This window comes from Pseudomonas trivialis, from assembly GCF_036864995.1.
GTDB lineage: Bacteria > Pseudomonadota > Gammaproteobacteria > Pseudomonadales > Pseudomonadaceae > Aquipseudomonas > Aquipseudomonas trivialis.
The window spans coordinates 2253520-2274951 of sequence record NZ_CP142151.1 but is presented as its reverse complement, the minus strand read 5'-3'; the positions used below and the strand labels follow the sequence as shown (position 1 = coordinate 2274951).

At 59.5% G+C, this 21432-nt stretch carries 19 protein-coding genes and 1 pseudogene; 10 read left to right on the top strand and 10 right to left on the bottom strand.

Annotation, left to right across the window (positions count from 1 at the left end; all coding sequences use genetic code 11):
* Window positions 1-236 precede the first annotated feature (236 nt).
* The 5 genes and pseudogenes from VRB54_RS10105 (at window position 237) to VRB54_RS10090 (ending at window position 7499) form a co-directional block, all read left to right on the top strand.
* A complete protein-coding gene (locus VRB54_RS10105) occupies window positions 237-5066 on the top strand; it encodes an RHS repeat-associated core domain-containing protein (RefSeq protein WP_338480658.1) in 4830 nt (1609 codons plus the stop codon).
* A gap of 7 nt (window positions 5067-5073) precedes the next feature.
* Window positions 5074-5490, top strand: a complete 417-nt coding sequence (locus tag VRB54_RS10100) for a hypothetical protein (RefSeq protein WP_338480657.1) — start codon at window positions 5074-5076, stop codon at window positions 5488-5490.
* 370 nt (window positions 5491-5860) lie between these two features.
* Window positions 5861-6265 (top strand): Imm50 family immunity protein, encoded by a 405-nt coding sequence (locus VRB54_RS10095; RefSeq protein WP_338480656.1) that lies wholly within the window; start codon window positions 5861-5863, stop codon window positions 6263-6265.
* A gap of 453 nt (window positions 6266-6718) precedes the next feature.
* Complete coding sequence (locus VRB54_RS24535; protein ID WP_422396098.1) at window positions 6719-6973, top strand: DUF6896 domain-containing protein; 255 nt, start codon at window positions 6719-6721, stop codon at window positions 6971-6973.
* 170 nt (window positions 6974-7143) lie between these two features.
* Window positions 7144-7499, top strand: a pseudogene (locus tag VRB54_RS10090) (hypothetical protein).
* Window positions 7500-7632: 133 nt separating this feature from the next.
* Here the strand turns inward: VRB54_RS10090 and VRB54_RS10085 are convergent.
* The 7 genes from VRB54_RS10085 to VRB54_RS10055 all read right to left on the bottom strand — a co-directional run bounded on the left by VRB54_RS10085 (window position 7633) and on the right by VRB54_RS10055 (window position 15099).
* Complete coding sequence (locus tag VRB54_RS10085) at window positions 7633-8862, bottom strand: M20/M25/M40 family metallo-hydrolase (protein ID WP_338480655.1); 1230 nt, start codon at window positions 8860-8862, stop codon at window positions 7633-7635.
* A gap of 48 nt (window positions 8863-8910) precedes the next feature.
* Window positions 8911-9969 (bottom strand): diguanylate cyclase, encoded by a 1059-nt coding sequence (locus VRB54_RS10080; protein WP_338480654.1) that lies wholly within the window; start codon window positions 9967-9969, stop codon window positions 8911-8913.
* A gap of 199 nt (window positions 9970-10168) precedes the next feature.
* A complete protein-coding gene (locus VRB54_RS10075; RefSeq protein WP_338480653.1) occupies window positions 10169-11050 on the bottom strand; it encodes a LysR family transcriptional regulator in 882 nt (293 codons plus the stop codon).
* Between the two features lie 118 nt (window positions 11051-11168).
* Window positions 11169-11786 (bottom strand): isochorismate family cysteine hydrolase YcaC, encoded by a 618-nt coding sequence (ycaC, locus tag VRB54_RS10070; protein ID WP_209981292.1) that lies wholly within the window; start codon window positions 11784-11786, stop codon window positions 11169-11171.
* A gap of 22 nt (window positions 11787-11808) precedes the next feature.
* Window positions 11809-13647, bottom strand: coding sequence for an amidohydrolase (locus tag VRB54_RS10065; protein WP_338480651.1), 1839 nt, complete (start codon window positions 13645-13647; stop codon window positions 11809-11811).
* On the bottom strand, window positions 13644-14234 hold the full coding sequence (locus tag VRB54_RS10060) for an antibiotic biosynthesis monooxygenase (RefSeq protein WP_003235611.1): 591 nt from the start codon (window positions 14232-14234) through the stop codon (window positions 13644-13646). The genes VRB54_RS10065 and VRB54_RS10060 overlap by 4 nt, the downstream gene beginning before the upstream one ends.
* Window positions 14235-14325: 91 nt before the next feature.
* Window positions 14326-15099, bottom strand: coding sequence for an L-iditol 2-dehydrogenase (locus VRB54_RS10055; RefSeq protein ID WP_338480650.1), 774 nt, complete (start codon window positions 15097-15099; stop codon window positions 14326-14328).
* A 243-nt stretch (window positions 15100-15342) separates the two neighbouring features.
* On the opposite strand from VRB54_RS10055, the gene VRB54_RS10050 reads away from it, so the two are divergent.
* From VRB54_RS10050 to VRB54_RS10035, 4 genes are all read left to right on the top strand, one after another.
* Window positions 15343-16263, top strand: a complete 921-nt coding sequence (locus VRB54_RS10050; protein WP_338480649.1) for an AraC family transcriptional regulator — start codon at window positions 15343-15345, stop codon at window positions 16261-16263.
* Window positions 16264-16435: 172 nt separating this feature from the next.
* Window positions 16436-17386, top strand: a complete 951-nt coding sequence (locus VRB54_RS10045; protein WP_422396079.1) for a nucleoside-specific channel-forming protein Tsx — start codon at window positions 16436-16438, stop codon at window positions 17384-17386.
* A 14-nt stretch (window positions 17387-17400) separates the two neighbouring features.
* Complete coding sequence (locus VRB54_RS10040; RefSeq protein WP_338480646.1) at window positions 17401-18429, top strand: purine nucleoside permease; 1029 nt, start codon at window positions 17401-17403, stop codon at window positions 18427-18429.
* A gap of 322 nt (window positions 18430-18751) precedes the next feature.
* Window positions 18752-19024, top strand: coding sequence for a hypothetical protein (locus VRB54_RS10035; RefSeq protein WP_338480644.1), 273 nt, complete (start codon window positions 18752-18754; stop codon window positions 19022-19024).
* A 118-nt stretch (window positions 19025-19142) separates the two neighbouring features.
* Here VRB54_RS10035 and VRB54_RS10030 read toward each other — a convergent pair whose 3' ends face one another.
* The 3 genes from VRB54_RS10030 to VRB54_RS10020 all read right to left on the bottom strand — a co-directional run bounded on the left by VRB54_RS10030 (window position 19143) and on the right by VRB54_RS10020 (window position 20348).
* Complete coding sequence (locus tag VRB54_RS10030; RefSeq protein WP_338480643.1) at window positions 19143-19313, bottom strand: metallothionein; 171 nt, start codon at window positions 19311-19313, stop codon at window positions 19143-19145.
* Window positions 19314-19402: 89 nt separating this feature from the next.
* Entirely contained in the window at window positions 19403-19855 is a 453-nt protein-coding gene (locus VRB54_RS10025; protein ID WP_057009398.1) for a DMT family transporter, read from the bottom strand.
* A 4-nt stretch (window positions 19856-19859) separates the two neighbouring features.
* On the bottom strand, window positions 19860-20348 hold the full coding sequence (locus VRB54_RS10020; protein ID WP_338480642.1) for a DMT family transporter: 489 nt from the start codon (window positions 20346-20348) through the stop codon (window positions 19860-19862).
* Between the two features lie 118 nt (window positions 20349-20466).
* Here VRB54_RS10020 and VRB54_RS10015 point away from each other — a divergent pair, with 118 nt between their 5' ends.
* Window positions 20467-21399 carry a LysR family transcriptional regulator gene (locus VRB54_RS10015; RefSeq protein WP_003235598.1) on the top strand — a complete coding sequence of 311 codons (933 nt, stop codon included), beginning with the start codon at window positions 20467-20469 and terminating at the stop codon, window positions 21397-21399.
* The last annotated feature ends 33 nt before the right edge of the window (window positions 21400-21432 follow it).

Sequence of the window (21432 nt, the reverse complement as noted above, 5' to 3'; positions counted from 1 at the left end):
TGTGCGCTAGACGGTAAAAACAGCGTTGATCGTTCTATATGTGGAACGATACCTCGGTGCGCCCAGTTACGGCCCATTGTGTGGGAGACACGCGCTACTGAAACATCCCACAGCGCCGCCGGATAACCTCTACTCCCCTCCTACTCCAACCTCTGCAAAGTCCTTCGCCTGATCACACAGTGCGAGGGATTGCAGATGGATTTGCTGGCTAAGGCCCCCGGTTGCGGGGCTGCTTCATGATTCCGGTCATTGCCAAGCTGGTGCTGGCGCCAATGGATGCCAAGGCACCGGACGTCGAAAGCGTTTTTCGTGACTTTCGCGATTGCCTGAACACCTTCGACGCATGGGCCGAGAGTTTCTGGAGCGGCTCGGCGCTGGCGCTTGAACAGATCTTCAAGGTCGGCGACGACGTCACGCTGAGTGCGCCGGCGTCTTCGCGCACGCCAAGCGCTGTTGTCGCGACCTGCCCCGCCCAGGGTTCGCTGACCCTGGTGCATCTGTTCGAGAGCACTCGCCTTGTGCCCATCGGCGATACGCCGGTGATGGTGCAGGCCATCGCAGCGGATGGCAGTCCGATCGGCGCCCCGCTCCAGCGCACGATAGATGCCAGCGGCAGGCTTGAAATCCCGGAATGCACCCGCGGCCAGCCGTATCACATCACCTTCTACCCCAACGTTTCCAAAGACCACGTCAAAGCGCTGTATGCGTCTTATCAGTCGCTGATCGCCGGGCTGGAAATTCGCTTGCGCGAGGAATGGAAAGACACCTTCCAAGCGCAGTGGGCTGAGTTCGCCAAAGCCCCACCCTTAAAGCGCAGCGCCCTGCAAGGCGCCGCCTTCGCGGGCGGTTTGGCCAAAGCCCTCTACAACCTGTGGGACAACATTACGCAGCTGTACGACCTGATCGCCAACCTCAAGGCCAACAGCGAGCAGTTATTGCGCTATGTCTCCCAAAGCGAGCTGGATGAGCTGCTCACACTGGGCAAGGACGCCATCGCCCATGGCCTGCTGGTGCTCAGTGATGAGCCGCTGCTGTTTATCTACCTGTCGGCGCTGACCAGCTGGATCCGCCTGCTACCGCCACCGCAGATGCTTGAGCTGGTGGGCGAAATCACCGGCGAGGTGCTGATCAACCTGTTGCTGATCTGGGCCACGCGGGGCATGGGGGTGAAGATTCGCCTGGGCGTGCAGGTGGTGGGTCATATCAAGTCCGGGCAGGTACGCCGCTGGCTGGAGATGCTCGCCGAGCAGTTGGCGCCGCCGGGGTTGGCGCAGCATGTCGAGACGGCCAAGCCGTTGCTGCTGGGGAGCGCGGCCACGCCGATCAAGACGGTGGCGCCGCTGAAAGTGGGCGAGGAGCTGGTGCCGAACGCCGTGCCGGCGGTGCGCAGCCAGCAGCAGCGCACCGCACTCGTGCACGAATCGCCCGTGGATGATGTGCCGGTTTCGGCGAAGAACCCGGCGGGGGATGCGGCTGCCTCTTCCGATAAAACCGTGACCAACGGCTGTCCGGTGTCGATGGTCACCGGCGAGGAATTGCTCACCCTCACCGACGGCACGCTGGACGGGATTTTGCCGTTTGAGTGGACGCGGGTGTATCGCACCAGTGCGGTGGAAATCGATGTTGGGCTGGGGTTTGGCTGGAGCCATGCCCTGGCGCAGCGGCTGGTGGTGTCCGGCGATTCGGTGCTGTGGACCGACCATGAGAATCGGTCGACCACCCTGCCCTTGCCGACCGCTTCACGCCCGGCGATCACCAACAGCCTGGCAGAAGCAGCGATCTTTCTGGGCGATTTACCGGATGAACTGGTGCTGGCCCAGGCGTCGCGGTTTTACCACTTTCGCGATGGCGTGCTGGTGTCGATCAGTGATGCGTATGACAACCGGCTGCGCATTTCCCGCGATGTGCTGGGGCGTATTGAGCGGCTGGACAACGGCGCCGGGCGCTCGCTGTGGTTGCGCTATGCGCAGGGCCGGATTGGCGCGGTGGACTATCAGGTGCATCGCGCCAAGGGCCGTGAGCCTTACGAGTGGGTCACTGAACAGACGGTTGTGTCCTACACCTACGACGACGCAGACCGACTGGTGTCGGCGACCAATGCTGTAGGTGAGTGCGAGGTTTATCGGTACGACGAGCAGCACGTGATTCTCGAGCGTGGGCTGGCCGGTGGGGCGAGTTTCTTCTGGGCGTGGGAACGTTCCGGCAAGGCGGCGCGCTGTGTGCGGCATTGGGCCAGTTTTACGCAGATGGACACGCGCTATGTGTGGGGTGATGACGGGCGCGTCACCGTGCATAACGCCGATGGCAGCCAGGAAGTGTATGTGCATGACCCGCGGGCGCGGCTGGTGCAGCGGTTTGATCCGGATGGCGCTCAACACTTCAAATCCTACGATGAAAAAGGCCGGCTGACGGTTGAGCAGGACCCGCTCGGCGCGGTGACGGCGTACCAGTACGACGATGCTGGGCGCTTGGTGGCGCTGTTTCCCGGGGATGATGAGCCGACGTCCTACGAGCATGACAACGGGTTCGTACGGGTGGTGCGCCGGGGTGAGGCGGTTTGGAAGTACGAGCGCAACGAGCAAGGCGACGTAACGCGTAAGACTGATCCAGACGGCCATGTCACCGACTACAGCTACAACAAACACGGGCAACTGATTGGCGTCTGGTATCCCGATCACAGTTGTCAGCGGCTGGTGTGGAATGAGCGCGGGCAACTGCTTGAGGAGCAGTTGCCCAATGGCGGGATCAAGCGCTACCGCTATGACGACCTGGGACGGGAGGTTGCCCGCGAGGATGAGCATGGGGCGCTGACCCAGTATCAGTGGGACAGCGTCGGTCGACTGATTCGTCTGGTATTGCCGGGCGGTGCATGCAGGGAATACAGCTACAACGCCTACGGAAAAATCACCGCCGAACGCGATGAACTGGGGAACGTCACCTGCTACGAGTATGCCGATGGGCTGCACCTGATCAGTCGGCGACTCAATGCCGACGGCACTCAGGTCCAGTATCGCTATGACAATGCGCGGTTATTGCTGACTGAGATTGAAAACGAGGTCGGCGAGACCTACCGGCTTGCCTACCATCCCAACGGCCTGATCCAGCAGGAAATCGGCTTTGACGGCCAGCGCAGCGCCTACGTTTACGACCTCAACGGCAACCTGCAGGAAAAGACTGAATACGGCGACGATGGCAGTCAGTTGGTTACCCGCTACGCGCGTGACCACGCCGGACGTCTTGTCAGAAAAACCCTGCCGGACGGCAATAAGGTGGATTACGCCTACGACCGCCAGGGCAATCTCCTCAGCGTCGAAGACGGTCACTGGGCGCTGGCCTACGAGTACGATCGACAAAACCGCCTGACCGCCGAGCATCAAGGCTGGGGCACCTTGCGTTATGGCTATGACGCCTGCGGACAACTGCAGCGCCTGCGTCTGCCGGACAACAACCGCGTCACGTTTAACCACGATAAAGGCGGCCACCTCGGCAGCGTCGAACTCAACGGTGAAGTGCTTACCTCGCATCTATTCAAAGCGGGCAAGGAGCAGCAACGACAGCAAGGCCAACTGCTCAGCCATTACCACTACGACGACCAACACCGCCTGCACGCCCACGCCATCACTCAACAGGAAAATCGCTACTACCGCCGCCAATACGACTATGACAAATCCGGCAACCTCGCCCGCATTCTCGACACCCGCAAAGGCGAACACCACTACGCCTACGACCCGCTCCACCGCCTGACCCGCGCCGATCATTCGCAGGACTTACAGGAACGCTTCGGCCACAACCCGGCCGGCAACCTGCTGATGCACGACCGCCCCGGCCCGGACATCGTCGCCGGCAATCGCCTGATGATCCAGGGCGACCGGCATTACGACCACGACGCCTTCGGCAACCTGATCCGCGAACGCCGTGGCAAAGCTCACGCACTGGTCACCGAATACCGCTACGACTGCCAGCATCGGCTGATCGCCGTCAAAAAACCCAACGGCCAAACCGCCGACTACCGCTACGACCCCTTTGGCCGCCGCATCAGCAAAACCGTTGGCGGAATAACGACGGAATTTTTCTGGCAAGGCGACAAACTGATCGCCGAACACCACGCCGACCGCCACCGCAGCTACCTCTACGAACCCGACAGCTTCCGGCCATTGGCCCTGCTGGAAGGTTTCGGCCCCAACGCCACCAAACCCTACCACTACCAACTCGACCACCTCGGCACCCCGCAGGAACTCACCGCCGCAGACGGCGAAATCGTCTGGTCCGCCCACTACCGCGCCTACGGCCACATCAGCCGCCTCGACGTCGGAAAAGTCGACAACCCGCTGCGCTTTCAAGGCCAATACTTCGACCAAGAAAGCGGCCTGCACTACAACCGACATCGCTACTACAATCCGGATGTTGGGCGCTATCTGACGCCGGACCCGGTGAAGCTGGCGGGCGGGATCAATGCTTACCAGTACGTGCCGAATCCTACCGGGTGGGTCGATCCGTTAGGCTTGAGTTCATGTCCCGGTGACGATGGATGTAAACCCACCGCAGGGCTCGAAAACCCAATTGGAAAGGCCAAGGTAAACGAGCGACTGCCAACGCTGCCCATGCCGGTAGGAAAAGAGCGACGTGCGCGCATTGACGAGCTAACGGAGGAAAATGCAAAACGGCGCGTGATGGAAATTGAAAAAAAATATGATATGCATACAGTGGCTAAACACGGAAAAGAAATACCCAGCACCGCCATGCAAATGCGTTCAATAGATGGAACAAATCCCGCAAATGGAACAAAAGGGAAAGTAAACTCCAGTTCTCAATTCAAAAGCTGGAAGGTGCATCTACACGCGCTTAATAAAGCCATCTATAAAATGCAGGGAGCCAATCCCCGCTATACACAGCATGACGCTTCTGGCAACCCTGTGATCAAAATGGAAATAACAAACTCCGGACACTGTTACAAACCCAATAAAAAAGACAAAAACAATCCAAAATATATGGAGAATATGAATAACGCCGAGGTCAGATTTGACAAAAATGATATAACTCGACCATTTACCGCGTTCCCATATTGAGATAATCATGTTGAAGTCACCCTTCAGAGACTCACCGTTCACACCAAAAATTTCCTACATCCTAGCCGCTCTATCTATTTACGACCTTGAAGAAACTAAAGGCGAGGCGCTTTGGACATATGATCCTAACAGCAGTAAAGACCGGGAAATCATAATAAAAAATTATATCCTCGATGACCTTATGTATTTATCTTACAGGCATCGATTTATTCTGATGTCAATGCTTAAAGATGCGCTGGATAGTCCGAAGTTTGATTTTGCGAAAGAGTTCGAGAGTGACTATGATGAGCACATCACAATAGCTTGGGATGAAACAGAGATAGCCGACCCTAGAGGTTTTTTCGCCGACATCTACCGCTTAGCCCATGAGGTATGGAAGGACGACCTTCATAAAGCCAGCCTCGAAGATCAATCTACATGGTAGAACCAACACAACTTTTCCTGACACAACTAAGACCCTGTAGCGAGATCGCCACAGCAACTGACTTTACACAGAGTAGTCTCACAAAAAAGGCTCACTCAACACCGAGTGAGCCTCCCCACTCACTGCTTAGAAAGCGCCATAATCATCCGATTCAACAAATACACCCGCGGCACCACGCTCTCCACCTCGGCATATTCCTCCGGCGTATGAATGTCACCCACCCACAATCCCGAATTCATCCCCGCGAATAAGGCCAGCTTCTTTTATCTTCCGACCTCTGCAAAGTCCTTCGCCTGATCACACAGTGCGAGGGATTGCAGATAAATTTGCTTGCTAAGCCCCAAGTTGCGTGACTATTTAAGGATAAAAAATGAAATATTGGAACGAACTGGACAACACTATCTTTTTTAACAAGGTATTCACCTACCCAGTGGAAATCGGCGAAATAACACTTTTCTCAGTGACCATTGATAATGACAGGCCCAATATCGGCTTGGGTTTTGACATTCCAGAAACTCCTGACACCCTCCCAGAAAAGTGGATTAAAGAGGGTTTTAACACATGCAGAATTGGTTTAGATTGCGGGGGTTTGAGCGACATCAGGATCAAAAATATCCCAACTAAAGAAAAATTTAAAATGGTGATAATTAAACGGGAAAATTATTTTGAGTTGCACGCAACGTCTAAATCTTCAGCAATTGAGCTAAAGGCCAAATTCATTTCTCTCTGCGGTCCAGCTGTATACTTTAACGATCCGAATTCAGCTTGTGGCTAACACAAAAAATAGGTTTTCCTAATCTTGCGGGAACAAGATGCTTTTCTTTAGAGAGATCACCAGCTCTGGTTTTAGGGCTGCTGCGTAGGCGAAGCGCTCACATTAATGTCTACATATTTTTGATGAACACCATCGAGCTTCGGCGGCGAGACAAACACATACGCCAGTAACTATAAAGCTGATCGAAAATATAGGCCTCCATAACAGTTCGTACAACAGCAAGGAAGAACTCATAGATGCCTCGAAAGCAGTTGGGCTCGATAGATTGGAAATGCCAAGACGATGAATACTCGAACGCTGGAAACTTGATAAATGAATATCTGGAACACGTAAAAAAGCGACAGACATACTTGAAAATTCATTTGGAACAAAAAACATTCTAATCCTATAGAGGTCGAAAAAATCCCACGATGCGGGACGATCAATAATGACGCGACCTAAGAGTTACACGGGATCGGCTGCAGTGTTTATCTGCCTGAAGTTTGTGTCGACTTTGATTACGGACCCGACGGAAGATTGGACGGCTTCGATCTTTGGAGGCTGTATGTGTACGCGTGTGAATTACCAAAAAAATATAAAAAATACAACGATAAAGATCTGCTTGAGAGGGAGTTCAACACATACCTTATAAAAGGCAAGGCAAAGAGAAGGCCGCCCGCAGCTACTCCTACGTCCTTTAAGGAGATTTGTGCAACGACACACTTTTGACCTTCACCTCGCCAAACATTGAAGGAGTACACTATGACCATCCGGACTGTAACGAGCACTTCATCTTAGTAGCCGAACGAATAGACGTAAGCTTCCAATAAGATAGGAACAAGCAGGTTATTAAAAGAGAGAGAAAACCCGAATTTTCTCGTCTTCACGAGATTTGAAAAATGAAAAAACCTGATCTCGCCATCCTGCGCGGCTTGCTGTTTACATACTGCATAGAAAACTGCAGAGACGCGGAGAGAGAGCAAATCATAGCTTCAAAAAACATAAACAACGAAAAGGAGCTTTCTGAATTATTCAACACGCTAACCAAGCCTGAATTTCTTTCATACAAAAAGATGAACAGCAGTGGTTTATTGACACTCTTCAACATTTTCTATTAACCAACGACAACTTCAGTTCGGTTTTTTATTTGTTCGATACTTATTTCGAAGATGAAATCCGTGACAACAGGCAGTTCATGACAGTGCTACTCGAATGTCTCAAACGTTATAAAGCTGAAAATCACACTAAACCTTAATAGTGGCCCTTCAACGCAATATCGTAAGCCCTGAAAGCATTAGTCTCTGTGGCAAGCTCGCTCGCCACAGCAACTGACTCTACACCGGGATGCCTCAACAGCAGGCTCACTCAACACCGAGTGAGCCCCCCACTCACCGCTTAGAAAGTTCCATAATCATCCGACTCAACAAATACACCCGCGGCACCACACTCTCCACCTCCGCATATTCCTGCGGCGTATGAATATTGCCCCCCACAATCCCGAATCCATCCAGCGTTGGCGTGCCCACTCCGGCCGACAAACTGGCATCCGCTGCCCCGCCGCTGCCTTCGATGGTCAATTTCTTGCCCAACTCCCCATAAATGCCCTGGGCAATTGCCACCAACTTGTCGGACTCTGCCGTCTGCGGCATTGGCGGCAAGCCGCGTTTGAGCGTGGTGGTCACTTCGGTTTCCGGGATCAGTTTGTTGGCGGATACGCGCACCAGGTCTTTTTCGATCCGATCAAACTCTTCCGGCAATGCTGCGCGTACGTCAGCCTTGGCGGTGGCGTGGTCGGGGATGACGTTGGTGCGGTCGCCGGCGTTGATCACGGTGAAGTTGATGGTGGTTTTCTTGTCTTCGTCGCCGAGCTTGCCCAGTTGCAGGATCTGGTGCGCGGCTTCCATGGCGGCGTTGCGTCCCAGTTCCGGGGCGACGCCGGCGTGGGCGGCTTTGCCTTTGACGTCGACCACGGCGGTGGCGCTGCCTTTGCGCCACACCACCAGGCCGTCGGCCGGGCGACCAGGTTCCAGGTTGAGGGTGACGTCGTGGCCCTTGGCGGTTTTGCGGATCAGATCGGATGCGATATCGGAGCCGGTTTCTTCGCTGGCGTCGAGCAGGAACGTGATTTTTGCGTAGTCCTTGAAGCCCTGGTCTTTGAGGACTTTGAGCGCGTAGATGCCGGCGACGATGCCACCCTTGTCATCCATCACGCCGGGGCCATAGGCGCGTCCGTCCTTGATGTGAAACGGGCGCTCGGCGGCCGAGCCTTCCTTGAATACGGTGTCCATATGCGCCATCAGCAGGATGTTGGCCTTGCCGCTGCCCTTGAGCGTGGCGATCACATGGCTGCTGTTGGCGGCGGCATCCGGGACGCGTTCGATGCTAAAGCCGAGTTGCTTGAGCTCATCGACCGCGATGTCGCTGACTTGTGTCAGGCCTGGCCCGTAGCCGGAGCCCGAATCAATGTTCACCAGGCGCTCCAGCAGTTTCAGCGCCTGGCCTTTGTATTGCTCGGCATCCGCCTGAATCTGTTTATGGGGTTCGGCGCTGTAGGCCGGGAGTGCGAAGGACAAGGCCAGCGTGGCGGCCAGAAGGGTGCGCGGGAAGGTGAAAAGCATAAACCGATCCTTGTTAAGTGCTGGTAGGAAAAGTCACACCCTACCCCACTAAACGGACCGCAACCAACTGCCTTGTACGCAGCTGACGCGGTTGCGCCCGCCGCTTTTGGCCTCGTACAGCGCGAGGTCGGCATCGTTGAGCCACCGGGTGCAATCGGCATGCTCCGCTTGATACGGCGCCAGGCCGATGCTCAAGCTGGCGCGCAAGGTCGGGTCCTGGTTATAGACCAGCGCGTTGAAGCGATCACGCAGGGTATCCATCACGTCGGTGGCACGATTGAGCGGCATGCCCGGCATGATGATGCAGAACTCATCACCCCCGTAACGCCCGACCAGATCGGTGATACGCAAGTTCTGGCGCAACACTTTGCCCAACTGGCGCAGGACGATATCACCGGTGACATGGCCGTAGGTGTCGTTGATGAGTTTGAAATGGTCGATGTCAATCAGCGCAATCACCGCGCCCTGCTGCTCCCGGCGGCAGCGTTGAAATTCGATCTCCAGATGATCCTTCCACGCGCCATGGTTGAGCAAGCCGGACAGGCTGTCGGTACGGCTCAAGGCCAGCAGTTGGCGTTTATGCCGGGCCAGGGTCCGGGCCTGTCGATAGCAGATCCAGCCCAGCGCCAGCGGGTACAGCATCAGGATTGGCAGGCAGCCATACAGCTGGGCCTGGGTGGTCACGGCGACAAACGCCGGGGCGAACACCAGCAGCGCTGCACAAATGCCCGCGCCCTGCGCGATCCACCCTGCGCACATGAAGCGCGGGCCACCAATGGCGACGTTGTTCATGGTCATCATCAACAGTGTGGTGACGCTGGGCAGCGGATTGAAGTGCATGGCACCGACCCAGAACCCGCCGCAGAAGGAATCGAACAGCAAATTGCGCCGCTCGCTGCGCAGGGTGTGCACCGCCCGCAATGACAATTGAAACGCCACATGGGGCCAGACAAACGCGTTCACCAGCATCCACGCCCACACCCACGGCGATGGATCGAGGGGGTACATGCCAAACAACACGCACACAAAGCCGAGCGTCAGCCCCAGCGCGCGGGATTTATACAGACGGGTAGCGAGCGGAACTCCGTTTCCTCCTGGGGCAGCCATGGTCGGGTGTGATCCTGGATGAATGCCTGGAGTCTATCAGGGTAACGGCCATTAGCCACTAACGCTTATTGGCCGGTCGCTGGCATGGGCACTGAAGATCGAACTGGCGTTTTTGTGGCGAGCCCGCTCGCCACGACAAGCACGCTCGCCACAACAGGCCCTCTCGCCACGGGGGTAACTGACTTCCCTTCCAAACCTGTCAGCAGCCACCCGCCAAACGCTCGCGCAAAAACTCAACCAGCGTCTGCACCGGCCTGGAGCTTTGCCGATGCTGCGGGTACACCGCCGACAAGGTCAGGGCCTCGGGTGCGAAATCGTCCAACACCGTCACCAGACGGCCGTTCTTCAACGCTTCGCCGACGATGAACGTCGGCAAATAGGTAACGCCCAAACCGGCGATGGCCGAGTCGCGCAGCAGGTCGCCGTTGTTCACGCGCATGCGCCCGCTGACATTCAACGCCTGCACCTTGCCCTTGAACCGCCATTGCACCTGGCGCCCATGGCCGTAGGGCAGGCAGTCGTGTTCGGCGAGGTCGTCAGGTTTTTGCGGCGTGCCGCGCAGGGCCAGGTAGTCGGGGCTGGCGCAATACACCCGGGGGATGCTGGCGATGCGGCGGGCGATCAGGGTGGAGTCTTCCAGGGTGCCGATACGCAGCACCAGGTCGTAGCCTTCGCCGATCAGGTCGACGGGGCGATCGCTCAAGTCGACCTCCACTGCGACGTGTGGGTAGCGCTGTAAAAACAACGGCAACAGGCAGCCCAGGTGCGCCATGGCAAACGACAACGGCGCACTCAGGCGCAGGGTGCCGCGCGGTTCGCTGTTCTGGCCGGCGATGCCCTGCTCCACTTGCTCGACATCGCCGAGCAGGCGCAGGGCGGACTCGTAATAACTCTGGCCCAGTGGCGTCACATCCAGGCGGCGGGTGGAGCGGTTGAGCAGACGCACGCCGAGGCGGTCTTCAAGCTGGATCAGCCGACGGCTGACAAATTGCTTGGACAGGCCCAGTTGCTCGGCAGCGGCGGTGAAGCTGCCGGACTCCATCACCTGACAGAACAGGCGCATGTCTTCGAAGGGGTTCATTGTCACTTCTCGGTAGACAGTTGGCAGGTTTATAGCGGTTAACCAGGCGCACCACAAAACAAATTGTGGGAAGGGGCTGGCCCCCTCCCACAGGAAGCATCGGCCTGTTCTAAACGGATTACTTGGCAGTAAACGCCGAGTAGCTGTTCATCAGGTTGCGGTAGTTGGGGATGCGCGGCGACAACAGGTTGGCCAGGCCTTCCATGTCGTTGCGCCAGTCAACCTGCAGTTCGCAGGCCACGGAGAACCAGTTCACCAGCTGTGCACCGGCGGCGGTCATGCGGGCCCAGGCCGCTTGTTGCACGGTTTCGTTGAAGGTGCCGGAAGCGTCGGTGACCACAAACACTTCGAAGCCTTCAGCGAGGGCACACAGCGTCGGGAAAGCTACGCACACATCCGTGACCACACCCGCGATGATGATCTGCTTGCGCCCGGTGGCCTTCACGGCCTTGACGAAATCCTCGTTGTCCCACGCATTGATCTGGCCTGGACGCGCGATGTACGGCGCGTCCGGGAACAGTTCCTTGAGCTCCGGCACCAGCGGGCCGTTTGGACCGCCTTCGAAGCTGGTGGTGAGGATGGTCGGCAGGTTGAAAAACCTGGCGACGTCGGCCAGGGCCAGCACGTTGTTCTTGAATTCGTTGGGCGAAAAATCCTGTACCAGGGAGATCAGGCCAGTCTGGTGATCCACCAGCAATACCACGGCATCATCTTTGTTCAAGCGCTTGTAGGTCATGGATCAACTCCTTCAGGGGGGTTTAAAAGGCAAAGCACGAGCAGCCGAACGCACCCCAGAACCCCTGGAAGTCGCTGACCGGCACGCTGGAAAGGCGCGCTGTTTCATGGCGGTGTGCATGCACGCCACAGGGGCCGCTGCACTGATGAACCTGAGCCTGCATCGGCGCACCGGGGCGCCAATGGCCGGGCACCTTGACCACCGGCGACCAGTCCGGCAGCACCGGCACGCGTGGCGGCGCGAAATCCTCGAAGTCGCCGGCGCCGTACACCACCTTGCCGCCAACCACGGTAAGCACCGACTCGATCCACTTGATGGCTTCTTCGTCGACACTGAAAAAGTCCGCCGACAACGCGGCGACGTCCGCCAACTGGCCGACCTTGATCTGGCCCTTCTTGCCCTGCTCCGACGAAAACCAGGCGCTGCCATGGGTGAACAGCTCCAGCGCGGTGAGACGCGACAGGCCTTCGGCGTGCAGCGCCAGGCCGCCCACGGTGCGGCCGCTGACCATCCAGTACAGCGAAGTCCACGGGTTGTAGCTCGACACCCGCGTGGCATCGGTGCCCGCCCCCACCGGCACGCCTTCGGCGAGCATGCGCTGGATCGGTGGCGTCGCTTCGGCGGCCTTGGCGCCGTAGCGTTCAACGAAGTACTCGCCCTGAAAGGCCATGCGGTCCTGAATCGCGATGCCACCGCCGAGGGCGCGCACGCGCTCGATGTTGTGCGGGGTGATGGTTTCAGCGTGGTCGAAGAACCACGGCAAGCCGTTGAACGGGATGTCGCGGTTGACCTTCTCGAACACGTCGAGCATGCGCGAGATGGATTCGTCATAGGTGGCGTGCAGGCGGAACGGCCAGCGCTGCTCGACCAGATGACGCACCACCGGCTCCAGCTCCTGCTCCATGGTCAGCGGCAGGTCGGGGCGGGGCTCGAGGAAGTCTTCGAAGTCAGCCGCCGAGAACACCAGCATTTCGCCGGCGCCGTTGTGGCGCAGGTAGTCATCGCCCTGGTGCAGCGTGACGCTGCCGGTCCAGTGTTTGAAGTCGCTGAGCTCTTCCTTGGGCTTCTGGGTGAACAGGTTGTAGGCGATGCGCACCGTCAGTTGCTCGTCCCTGGCCAGTTGCTCGATCACCGCGTAGTCGTCGGGGTAGTTCTGGAAACCGCCGCCGGCGTCGATGGCACTGGTGAGGCCCAGGCGATTGAGTTCGCGCATGAACTGGCGGGTGGAGTTGACCTGGTACTCCAGGGGCAGCTTCGGGCCTTTGGCCAGAGTCGCGTACAAAATCATCGCGTTGGGCCGCGCCACCAGCATGCCGGTGGGGTTGCCGTGGCTGTCGCGCACGATCTCGCCGCCCGGCGGGTTCGGCGTGTCTTTGCTGTAGCCGGCCACGCGCAGGGCCGCGCGGTTGAGCAAGGCGCGGTCGTACAGGTGCAGCACGAATACCGGCGTGTCCGGCGCGGCCTGGTTCAACTCGTCCAGGGTCGGCATGCGTTTTTCGGCGAACTGGAATTCGTTCCAGCCCCCCACCACGCGCACCCACTGCGGGGTCGGCGTGCGGTCGGCCTGGTCCTTGAGCATGCGCAGGGCATCGGCCAGGGACGGTACGCCTTCCCAGCGCAGCTCGAGGTTGTAGTTGAGCCCGCCGCGAATCAGGTGCAGGTGGGAGTCGTTGAGGCCCGGGATCACCGTGCGGCCCTTGAGGTCGATGACCTGGGTGCCGCTGCCGCGCAGGGCCATGGCCTCGCCGTCGGTGCCCACCACAGCAAAGCGGCCCTGGTGAATGGCGACGGCGGTGGCGCGCGGGTTTTCACGGTCGACGGTGTGGAACTGGCCATTGAACAGGATCAGATCAGCGTTCATAGGGTTTCCTTTACGGAGGCTTCAAGCCAGGGTGCGAACAGCCGGGTGGCCGCCGGCATCAACAGGTACACCACCAGCAGCACGATGGTCAGAGTGACCAGAAAAGTGGAGACCACGTAATTGGAGAGGAACGGGTGCAGGCGCAGGATCGGCCCCCAGATAAAGGGCAGGATCAAGGTCTGCGGCAGGATCACGCACAGGCTCACCACCGCCTGCTTCCAGCGCGGCGGTTTGGCCGCGCTGTCGGCAAGGGGGGTGAACCAGAATTCGTTGGCGCCGCCGACTTCGGTGTTGTCGCCGTCGGCGAGCATCGGCGCGGCTTCGTCGATCAACAGTTTGCGCTGTGCGGAGTCGAGCCACACTTCAAGGTCGTGGGTGGAGCGATAGCGCAATACGCACGTGAACAGCGCCTGGCCGTTCTGCGTGCCGCGCACTACGTCGACGCCGAGGTGGCCGGGGCGCTCGCCAGCGATGCGCACGATGCGCCGCAGCCAGGCTTCGTAATCTGCCTCGCGACCGCGCTTGATCAGGTGTTTGACGACCAGGGTGACGACTTCGTCGGGGCCGGTGCCGGATGTTGCGTCCATGGTGTTGATTCCCCCATGCAGCGTTGAGCGATGGGGGAATTCTGCCGGTATTGGCGGCGCGGGAATTGGATGTATGTGCTGTAAAAATCGCTCAATTCATCCAGTTGCCGCCGTCGACGTTATAGGTCTGGGCCACCACGTAATCGGCGTCCCCGGACGCCAGGAACACCGCCATGCCGGTCAGGTCATCCGCCGTGCCCATACGGCCGTACGGCACCTCGGCAGCGACCCGGCGTTTTTTCTCGCCCGGCGCCAGGCCTTCATGCCTGGCGAACAGGACATCCACGCCGTCCCAGTGCTCGCCGTCGACCACCCCCGGCGCGATGGCGTTGACGTTGATGCCCTGCCTGATCAGGTTGAGCCCGGCCGATTGAGTGAGGCTGATCACCGCGGCCTTGGTGGCGCAGTACACCGCCACCAGCGGCTCGCCGCGCCGCCCGGCCTGGCTGGCCATATTGATGATCTTGCCGCCATGGCCCTGGCGGATCATCTGCCGGGCTGCGGCCTGCAAGGTGAACAGCGTGCCGCCGACGTTGATCGAAAACAACCGGTCGAAACTGGCACGGGTGATATCGACGACGGGCGCCAGGTCAAACAGCGCGGCATTGTTGATCAGAATGTCGAGCTTGCCGGCGTGGGCCACCACCGCGTCGATGGCCGCATCGATGGAAGCCTGCTCGGTCACATCCATCGCCACAGCGTAGGCGTGCGGGCCCAGTTCGGCGGCCGTGGCCCGGGCCTGCTGCAGGTTGATATCGGCGATGGCAACCGTTGCGCCTTCGGCAATATAGGCCTGGGCAAAAGCCCGGCCGATGCCCCGCGCCGATCCAGTGATCAGCGCGCTCTTGCCTTGGAGTCGTTTCATGGGGTCAGTGTCCGTCAACAGTCGTTGCGAAAGCCATGGCGGTGTGCGCCTGCTGTTTTTGTTGTCGAGCAACGATTACAGCAGCTTGGCCTGACCCTCACAAACGCTTGGCGGATGTGCGACCGGTACTTTTTTAACCGGCGCGCCAGGCGCAAAAAAGTACCGGTTGCACGCGATAACAGAGGTAGCGCAGGCAGGCTCCTGGCGGGTATTTTGGCGTGACCCAACACAAGAGGCAGCCACATGCCCGTTGACCGCGCCACCCTGTTCGAACATCGCCCCGCCGAGCTGGAAGTGATACTGCCCGAGCCGGAGCATTGTTTCCGCTGGTTCGAACACGACTATCCCTTCGAACTGGCACGCTGGAACCATCATCCCGAGTTCGAGATCCACCTGATCCGTCAAGGCAGCGGCAAGCTGGTGGCGGGTGACTACATCGGCGCCTTCAGTGCCGGGCATGTTGCCCTGATCGGCCCCGACTTGCCCCACGACTGGATCGGCGAGCTGGCGCCCGGCGACTGCCTGCGCGGGCGCGACGTGGTGCTGCAGTTCGACGGCACCGCGCTGCTGGCCCTGCGCAACACGCTGCCGGAACTGGGCGACTTGCAGCCCCTGTTCGACAGGGCCCGGCGCGGCCTGCAATTCAGCGGTACCGCGGCCGTGCAGGCGGCGGCCTTGATGGAAGACATCGGCCATGCCCACGGCCTGCAACGCCTGATCCTGTTCCTGCAGTTGCTCGACACCCTGAAAAACGCCCCGGCACCGCAGGTGAAAGCGCTGGCCAGCTCCTGCTATGCGCCAACCCTGGACGCCCGTAGCGCCGAGCGCATCAACAAAGCGTTCGATTACCTGATGCGTGAGTTGACCGGCGACCTGCGCGTGTCGGTCATCGCCCAACAGCTACAGATGAGTGAGCCGGGGTTTTCGCGCTTCTTCAAGCGCAACACCGGCCACGGCTTTATCGACCTGATGCGCAAGTTCCGCGTGCAGCGGGCCTGCCGCCTGCTGCTGCAAAGCGACCGCTCGGTGGCCGACATCTGCTTTGAAGTGGGCTACGCCAACCTGTCCAACTTCAACCGGCACTTTCGCATCGAGATGCAGCAGACGCCGAGCGAATACCGGCGTGGCACTGCGGTTCATCTGTTTGATACCGGCAAAAAATGACACCCAGTCATTTCTGATCGACAGGTCGACTAATTTCGCTTTTTTCCATGCTATTCAGTCCATTGGGCAAAGTTGGTACGGCCCGTGCAAACGTTTGCGCTACGAACCTGCCAGGCGGGTTCATGTCGGCCTGAATAATCGGGTCCCCACCGCGTACGAATAGGGATTTTCAATGCACCTGAACTCAAGGCCCCGGGCCTGCTTTGGTGTTTCCATGCTCCTGGCCGCCGTTACGGGAGTACTCAGTGCACCCATTTTGGCGCAGGAAAAGCCCACCGATGACTCGGCACAGGGCGAAACCCTGAGCCCTGAAGCCAGCCCTGCGACGAAAAAGGGCGTTTATCTTTCTGAATGGTTCAACCAGGACCTGACCTTGATCGGCAGCAAGGACATCAGCTTCGGCCCCCGGCCGCAGGATGATGTGTACCTGGAATACGAGTACTTCGGCCGCAAGGGCCCGTTCGAGCTGTACGGCTATGTCGATGTGCCGAAGATCCTCACCATCGGCAACAGCAACGACAAAGGCGTGTGGGACCACGGTTCGCCGGTGTTCATGGAGCACGAACCGCGTATCTCCATCGACTACCTGGCCGGCCGCAGCCTGGCCATCGGCCCGTTCAAGGAATGGTACGTGGCGTTCGACTGGATCTACGACCACGGCAGCAACAAGGAAAACCGCGCCAACACCCTTTACAGCGGCCTGGGCACCGATATCGACACGCACTCCCGGGTCAACCTCTCGGCCAACTTCTACGGCCGTTACCAGTGGGAAAACTACGGCGCCAGCAATGAATACTCGTGGGACGGCTACCGTGCACAGATGAAGTACATCGTGCCCATCGGCAAGTTCGACAACGGTGCCTCGCTGACCTACATCGGTTTTACCAATTACGACTTCGGCTCGGACTTGCACAAGGACAACCCGGCGCGCACCGCCAACTCACTGGTGGCGACCAACGTGCTGCTGTACTCGTTCACGCACCTGCGTTTCACCCTGGTTGGCCGTTACTTTCACAACGGCGGCAACTGGGAAGACGGCAGCGAGTTGAATTTCGGCGAAGGCAACTTTCGCGCACGCGCGGACGGCTGGGGTTACTACGCCGGCGTGGGCTATCAATTCTGATCAAGGAGTTTTGGATGAAAGCGTTTACCCGTCTGTCGATTGCCATGAGCCTCGCGCTGCTGCCCTCTGTGGTGCTGGCGCAGACCGCACCGATCAAACCCAAGGTGATGCTGATCACCATGTTCGCCCCCGAGGCGCAAACCTGGATCGATCGCCTGGCGCTCAAGCAGGAAGTCCGTGTGCCCGGCCTGTCCGCCGAATACCCGGTGATTCGCTGCAACACCCAGGACGTGTGCCTGTTGGTGACCGGCATGGGCCAGACCAACGCCGCAGCGTCGACGCTGGCACTGGCGCTGTCGCCCAAGTTCGACCTGCGCCAGAGTTACTTCCTGATCGCCGGGATCGCCGGCATCAGCCCCAAACACGGCACCCTCGGCACGGCGGCCTGGGCCCATTATCTGGTGGAGTTCGGCACCCAGTGGGAGCTGGACTCGCGGGATGCGCCCAAGGACTGGCCAACGGGTTATATCGGTATCAACACAAAAGGCCCCAACGAAAAACCGCCGCTGGACTACAAGACCGAAGTGTTCGAGCTGAACCCCAAGTTGCAGGCCAAGGCCTTTGCGCTGTCGCACAAGGTCACGCTTTCCGAAAGCAAGGAATCGGCGGCCTGGCGCCAGCACTACCCCGCCGCTCCCGCCAACCAGCCGCCGCAGGTGACCCGTTGCGACACCCTGGCGGGCAATACCTGGTTTTCCGGCACGCGCCTGAGCGAGCGAGCCGAAGTCTGGACCAAACTGCTCACCGACAACAAAGGCGAGTACTGCACCACCCAGCAGGAGGACAACTCCACCTACGAAGCCTTGCTGCGCGCCAGCCGTGAAGGCCTGGTAGACATCCAGCGCCTGGCCGTGGTGCGCGCGGGGTCCGACTTCGACCGTCCGTATCCGGGCTACAGCGAGGTGGACAACCTGCTCAAATACGCCGACCAGGGCGGCTTTGTGCCGGCGCTGGAGAACCTGTATCGCACCGGTAACCCGCTGGTGCAGGCGATCCTCACCAACTGGTCGGCCTGGGAAAAAGGCGTACCCGAGGCCGAGTAACCCACACACGTTTCCAGCCCCCGAATGCCCCCGTGGTGAGCGGGCTTGCTGTAGTGACGGGATTGCTGTGGCGAGCGGGCTTGCCCCGCGTTGGGGTGCGAAGCGCCCCCAATTAAGGCGCACACAGTGTGCCTGACACTGCTCAGAGCATGGTTTTTGGGCTGCTGCGCACCCCAACGCGGGGCAAGCCCGCTCGCCACAGAAGCGCTATCTATCGGGATTAGTGAATTTTTAACCTCCATGGCGATCACTTGTTTACATCACAGGCCTGGCAATAGCACCACTCGGGACGTGCGCCCAGGCTTGATCAAGGAGAAAAATCATGGACTCAACAGCACAGGTCAACGGCAAAGCGCAGATCGACTACACCCAGGACACCTTGTTCGGGCCACTGGCCAAACGCACGGAATGCCAAGTGAGCGTGCGGCACGAACCCGATGGACTGGTGCTCAAAGTGCTTCAGCCCCTGCCGGACGACCTGCACCATGCGCAGACGGTGGTGTTCGCACTGGAAGGCAAGCGCACCAGCGCCGTGGTCAAGGATCACAAGCGCCTGTCCGACCACAGCCTGCGTCTGGAGCTGGAAACCCAGTAGACGAGCCGAATGCGGTCACACAGGTGGGAGGGGCTTGCCCCCTCCCACATTTTGAATATCGCCAGTCAGGAAAACGTCGGTCGACTCCAGACCGCCGCGCCCCGAAGCCCGCAAGCATTCAGCCATGGGCCGACTTGGCACACTCACAATTGGCCTGTGCGGCACACGGCTCACCATGCGCATGATGCTGAGCACAGCCCTCACAGCAATAGCCCTTACCGTCTTTCATTACCGCATCAACACCCAACACGCACTTGCAGTGTGGGCAGGCACAGGTTTGATCTGGCATGGTCAGACTCCTTCTTCATGGTCGTCATGGCGCGGCGAACACCGACACCTTAAGCAGTGACTGTGGCCCGCCGCGGATGGTTCAAACCATCACTCGCTGCGCGTATTGCTGCGGTACATGAACACCAGCGCCAGCGCCAGGCAGACCATCGCCACGATGCGGCTGCCCGACAATTCAATGGCCGGATTCCCCAGCCAGCCGAAATTGTCGATCAGCATGCCCATCGCCAATTGCCCGGTGATCACCGCCACCGTGGCGACGGCCGTGCCGACTACCGGCACCGCGCCGACCATCACGATCATGTACACCACGCCGAACAGCGCGCCGGTGAGTTGCCATTTCGGCACGTCCAACAGGCTCACGGCGTGCGCCGGCTCGAAGAAGAAAATCAGCAGCGCCGTCACCAGTGCGCCGATGCCGAAGGTCACCAGGCTGCTGCGCAACACGCCGACCGTCTGCCCCAGGCGCCCGTTGATCGCTGCCTGCACGCTCAATACCGCGCCTGCGGCAACCACGACCACCAGTAATAAAATCAGATTCATCGCCTCAACCCCGCGCAATCAAAACAAGTGCCACCACAATCAACGCCAGGGCAATCCAGCGTTCACCATTGACCCGCTTGCGGGCCGTGCCGAACCAGCCGAAGTGGTCGATCAACACGCTCTTGCCCACCTGACCCGAGAGAATCGCGATCATGGTCATGGCAATCCCGATGTGGGGAGTGGCCAGGGTCAGCACCACCACATAGATCGGCCCCAGGAAACCGCCGATCAACTGCCAGCGCGGCAGCTCGCTTAACGCCGGACCCTTTCGTGCACCGCTGAAAAACAGCAGCAGAAACAGCAGCGCCGAACCTATCCCGAAAATACTCAAGGTCGCCCACAGGTGCCCCACCTGCTCACCCAGGGGGCCGAGCAAACCCGCTTCCATCGACAGCCCCATGCCCGCCAGAATCACAAGCGGCAACAGCAGCAACTTCAAAATATTTCGTTTTGGCCTGGCCTGCGCCACGCCCTCGACAGAACTTGCCTGCATACATCACCTGCGCTTCAACAAAAGAATGGATGGAGCGCATTATCCAGTGGCTGCCCTGTGCGATAAATGGGAGCATGCGGACAACACCTTTGCGCAATACGCACAACCAGGAGACCTGATGCAGGGTTTGAATGAACTGAGTTTCAAGGCGCTACGCCTGTTCGTCGCCGTGCTGGACCATGGCAGTTTTTCCGAAGTGGCCCGCCGCGAAGGCCTTGCGCCCTCCTCCATTTCCCGGCAAGTCCAGTTGATGGAGCAGGCCCTCGGCCAGCAACTGCTCTATCGGCACACCCGCGCGGTGAGCCCGACCGAAGCCGGACGCCTGCTCGGGCGGCATGCGCGGTTGATGCTGGAGCAACTGGAAGCCGCCGGTCAGGCCCTGCAGGAACAGGAAAGCGAGCCCAGCGGCCTGGTGCGCATCAATGCCCCGATGGTGTTCGGCCAGCGTCACCTGTCGCCCTGGCTCGGCGAGCTGTGCCGGCGTTACCCCAAGCTGCAACTGGACATCCAGCAAACCGACACCTTCGTCGATCCATTGCAGGATGGCACCGACCTGCTGTTTCGCATCGGCGTACTCAACGACTCCGGCATGCAGGCACGCATCTTCGCGCCCCAGCGCTTCCGTCTCGCCGCCAGCCCCGCTTATCTGGCGCAACACGGCACGCCCAGCCACCCCGATGAACTGCTCAACCACCACTGCCTGGCCTACAAGGGCGTCACCGGCCAGCAACGCTGGTTCTTCCGCCGCGCCCAGGGCGAATGGACACCCTACAGCGTCAAAGGCCCGATCACCGGCAACCACGCCGACACCCTCACCCACGCCGCAGAACAGGGCCTTGGATTCGTGGTATTTCCATCATGGCTGATCGGCGAAAGCCTGCGCGCCGGAACCTTGCAGGCGGTGCTGAGCGACTACGAAGTGGCCACCACCCTCGAACCGCAACAGATCGCCGCGCTGTGGCCGGGCAGCCGGCGGTTGTCGCTGAAGGTGCGTACGGTGATCGATTACTTTGCGGCGTGTTTTGGGACAGTGCCGTATTGGGATCGGTGAGCGTTCAGGCGACGCGGGCGTTATGCGTGAGGA